Source organism: Rhodococcus sp. P3_B8 (assembly GCF_056402775.1).
Map to the genome: position 1 here is coordinate 1 of NZ_JBFUGT010000465.1, position 3684 is coordinate 3684.

General features: G+C 63.9%; 3 protein-coding genes and 1 pseudogene. 1 reads left to right on the forward strand and 3 read right to left on the reverse strand.

Going from position 1 to position 3684, the window contains the following annotated elements; translation table 11 throughout:
* Nucleotides 1–501: 501 nt before the first annotated feature.
* From AC1D1G_RS42935 to AC1D1G_RS42945, 3 genes are all read right to left on the reverse strand, one after another.
* Nucleotides 502–693, reverse strand: a complete 192-nt coding sequence (locus AC1D1G_RS42935) for a hypothetical protein (protein WP_477956678.1) — start codon at nucleotides 691–693, stop codon at nucleotides 502–504.
* Nucleotides 656–1120: a recombinase family protein gene (locus AC1D1G_RS42940; RefSeq protein ID WP_477956679.1), complete on the reverse strand. Its 465-nt coding sequence runs from the start codon at nucleotides 1118–1120 to the stop codon at nucleotides 656–658. The genes AC1D1G_RS42935 and AC1D1G_RS42940 overlap by 38 nt, the downstream gene beginning before the upstream one ends.
* Nucleotides 1121–1275: 155 nt before the next feature.
* Nucleotides 1276–2997, reverse strand: coding sequence for an ATP-binding protein (locus AC1D1G_RS42945; protein ID WP_477956680.1), 1722 nt, complete (start codon nucleotides 2995–2997; stop codon nucleotides 1276–1278).
* 538 nt (nucleotides 2998–3535) lie between these two features.
* On the opposite strand from AC1D1G_RS42945, the pseudogene AC1D1G_RS42950 reads away from it, so the two are divergent.
* Nucleotides 3536–3684 (forward strand): annotated as a pseudogene (locus AC1D1G_RS42950) (IS256 family transposase); the annotation flags it as partial.

Genomic DNA, 3684 nt, shown 5'->3' on the forward strand with positions numbered 1-3684 from the left:
GTCTGCGGGGGACCACTCGACGCGGCCGTGTCTGCGGGGGACCACTCGACGCGGCCGTAGCCATTCTCCCACCAGCGACCGATGAACCCGAGCACCATTGCGTGACCAGGCTCCTCYGCCAGGAGGTGGACCCGCCGTTCTTTGGCCGCCCACGAAACCGCCTGCAACGATGATGGTGAGCCGTCGATCCCTGCAACGATCGAACAGTGGCCGGACATGGCGCACTCCTCCGGGTTTGCTGGTGCCGAATTTTCTGCCTCGACCTTCATCGTTGCGGCCCCCGGATGACACGGGGTCGCCGTAGTATCCGCCGAAAATCGGGCGTATTTGGCGTAGCCGCTGGTCGGGGGTGACTTAGCTGGTGGGCGCATCACCGCAACCGCATCTACCTGTGCGACGCGCCGACCAGGCAGCGCGCGGCCCGGGCCATTCTGCTGGCACACCTCGAATTCGACAGCGCCGCGTTGCCGTGACCGCGGCGCGATGGGCCTCGAGGTGGAGTTACGCCCGCGGTGTGGTGCCGCTGACGATACGGTGGATGGTGGAGCGACCGACGCTGTACTCGTCGGCCAGGTCCGCCAAGCTCGCGTCGTCGTCGGGGTCGTGGTACCGGCGGTGGATCGTCTTGCGTACGGCGAGAGGCAGTTTCGGTTGCTTACCCTTGAGGCGCCCTTTCGCGCGGGCCTTCGCCATGCCCTCGCGGGTCCGCAGGTGGTTCAGGTTCGCTTCGAATTCGGCGACCATAGCCAGCGTGCAGGAACAGCTTGCCGAACGGGTCGTTCCAGTCGCACACCGAACTACCGAGCCCGAACAGCACTTCGCGCTCGCGTAGACCGGTCAGGATCTCGCCGGCCTCGGCCATGTTGCGCGCGAACCGGTCGAATTTCGTTGTCGTCAGCACCACCTGCCGGCCGGTTACGGCCGCGGCGGCGGAGGTGACCGCGGCGAGCGCGTTGTCCAGCCCGGCCCGGTTCTTGCGGGTCGTGCCGGCGAACCCCTTGTCGATGAAGATCCGCTCGCGCGGCGCTGCGAGCGCGAGCAGCTGTTCGGTCTGGATCCCGACATCCTGTTCGTCGGTGGAGCATCGGGCTATCCGACGCGGAACGGCTCGCCCATCCATCCAGCGTTCCATAGGGCGGGGGTTCACCGGAACAATACGCGGAACACTCAAACGGAACAGTGGTGAGCAGTGGTGCGATCCGCAGCGCGCGGTGTTCCGCTGGCCGTTCGTCTTACGGAACAGCGGACAGTCGAAGGTGGGGGCAAGTTCGTCCGCTATCGTTCACCTGCGTTCGGCGCCACCCACGCCGCGATCTGTGCCCGCGAGACAAATCCGAGTTTGGCGAGGATGTGCTCGACGTGCCCTTGCGCGGTTCGCTGGGATATCACGAGTTTGTCCGCAATCACTCTATTGGTCAGCCCCTGTGCCACTAGGTCTGCGACTTGCCGTTCGCGCGGTGTCAGGTCTTTGTTCGGACCGGATCGTAGTGGGTCACCGGCTGCTGTGCTTTCACCGAGCGCATAGGCCACCGCTTGCCTGAGGCTAAGACCTCGACCTTGTTGGACGGCCTTGCTGAAGGCTCGCTCGCCGAGTACGAGACGTAAGCGGGCCAGGCTCGATTCCTGACCTGCGTTGATGTTGTACCGATTCAGCCGTTTGGCTCCGGTGGGTTCCCCTAACTTCTCAATTGCTCCCATCAGCACCGCGGCGTGCTCGGTTCGGTGCTCGGTGGCGGCGATCCACGCGCACGTGTAGAGGCAGCTGGTTGCGGTCGAAGGGCTGTTGAGGCTTCGGCTCAGTTGTAAGCCTCGTGTCAGCAGCTGAGTCGCTTGAACGGGGTCGGTGCACGAGACAGTTGACCCGAGCGCTGCCAGGGCTTGCGCTTGGTGGACAGTTTCACCCAAAGGCTCGGTGATGGCGAGGATTTCTTCAAAGCAGGTCATCGCTCGTGCTCGGTCCCCGCACCGTCCGCACGCAACTCCCAGTCCGAGGAGCACCTCGAGGTGCGTATCGAGGTCTTCGGATGCTCGGCACGCGTCGAGGACCTTCTCGAAATGAGTGACAGCCAGTGCCGCATCGCCGCTCGAGAGTGCTAGTTGACCCTCGGTGCGGGTAACCAACTGCTCCAGGATCGGGTCCGCCATGCCCGCGGCGTATTTACGCGCTTTCGCCACGAGAGCGAAGGGATCGGTGCCCTCGCCCTGCAACGCGGCGAGCATGCCCTCGGTGCAGAGCGCTGTGACCTGCGATCTGGTTGGTTGCTCGACCTGGGAGGTCAAGGCCCGACGGAGCCATTGCCTACCTTCACTCACGAGGCCACGGGAGATCCAAAAGCGGCGAAGCGCGTTGGCTATTTGCAAGCCGACAGGAGCGTGGATCGGATCAGCAAGGCAATACGTCATCGCGTCGCGGAGATTTGGTAGCTCGCGCTCCAATCGGGTGGTCCACTCTGCCTGCCTGGGGCTGAGCCATTCGGTGTGTGCCCGCACGGTCAGTTGTTCGAACCAGTCCCGGTGCCGTCGTTGCAACGTCGAGCACTCGCCGCTCTCCCGAAGCCTGTCCCGCCCGTAGTCGCGAACCGTTTCAAGCAACCGGTACCGGATGACACCGTGCGTCTGCTCTGGGATCAGGATCGACTTGTTGACCAGCGCGGCCAACACCTCTAGCAGCTCGTTCGGGCCGAACTCCCCAGCGCAGAGCGCCTCCGCCCCGTCCAGCTCGAATCCTCCTGTGAAGACCGAAACCGTTCTCCACACTTCGCGTTCGCGTGCCGTGCAGAGCTCGTGGCTCCAATCAATACACAGTCGCAGGCTCTGTTGACGAGCAGGTGTACCCCGGTTCGCAATGCTCAGAGGTCGGTATCGATCGCTCAGGCGAAGCAAGATCTGCTGCGCCGACAACACCCGCAACCCCGCAGCCGCGAGCTCGATCGGCAGCGGCAGCCCATCGAGCCGCTGACAGATTCGTGCAACGACAGCCTTGTTGTCCTCGGTCACGCCGAACCCTGGGACGGCGGCGCATGCACGCTCGATGAACAGCCGCACTGCCTCATAGCTGGACAGCCCTTGCGCTGAGCAAGATCGGTCCGGATCTGGAAAAGTCAGTGGCCGCAAGGGAAGCGCGGCCTCCCCTGCAATTGCCAAAGTCTCCCGGCTGGTGGCGAGAATGCGAAGTCTTGGGCACTTCCGGAGCAATGCCGCCGTCGGGGGCCTCGACTCCATCAACCACGTGCTCGCAATTGTCGAGCACGAGGAGGAGCTGTCGGGGGGGCGAGGTACTCAGTTAAGGCTTCGAGCGTCCTCGTGGCCGATGGCGTCTCGATACCGAGGGCGCCGGCTACTGTTTCGGTGAACCGCGTGTCGTCCTGCTGCTCACCGAGTTCGATCAGCCATACCCCGTCGGTGAACGCCCGGCTCACGTCCGCTGCCACTCGCAGCGCAAGTCGTGTTTTACCCACCCCGCCGGGACTGTCGGGATAACGGTTGAACTGGATCTGGCCGACACGCCGAGTTCTCTTGGCGAGAAGGCAAGACGATGACCGAAACACTGGATCCCATGGATCAGTCGAAGATTGACCACCAGAAGCTGGCCCAACAACTGTTGGCCCAGGCCAAAGCCGAGGGCGTCGAGTTGGTCGGCCCGAACGGACTGCTCAACCAGCTCACCGCGAACGTCCTCGAAAC

Excerpts from the sequence above, each read along its gene's own strand:
- AC1D1G_RS42935 (WP_477956678.1), bottom strand. The coding sequence starts at position 693 with ATGGCGAAGGCCCGCGCGAAAGGGCGCCTCAAGGGTAAGCAACCGAAA.
- AC1D1G_RS42940 (WP_477956679.1), bottom strand. The coding sequence starts at position 1,120 with ATGGATGGGCGAGCCGTTCCGCGTCGGATAGCCCGATGCTCCACCGAC.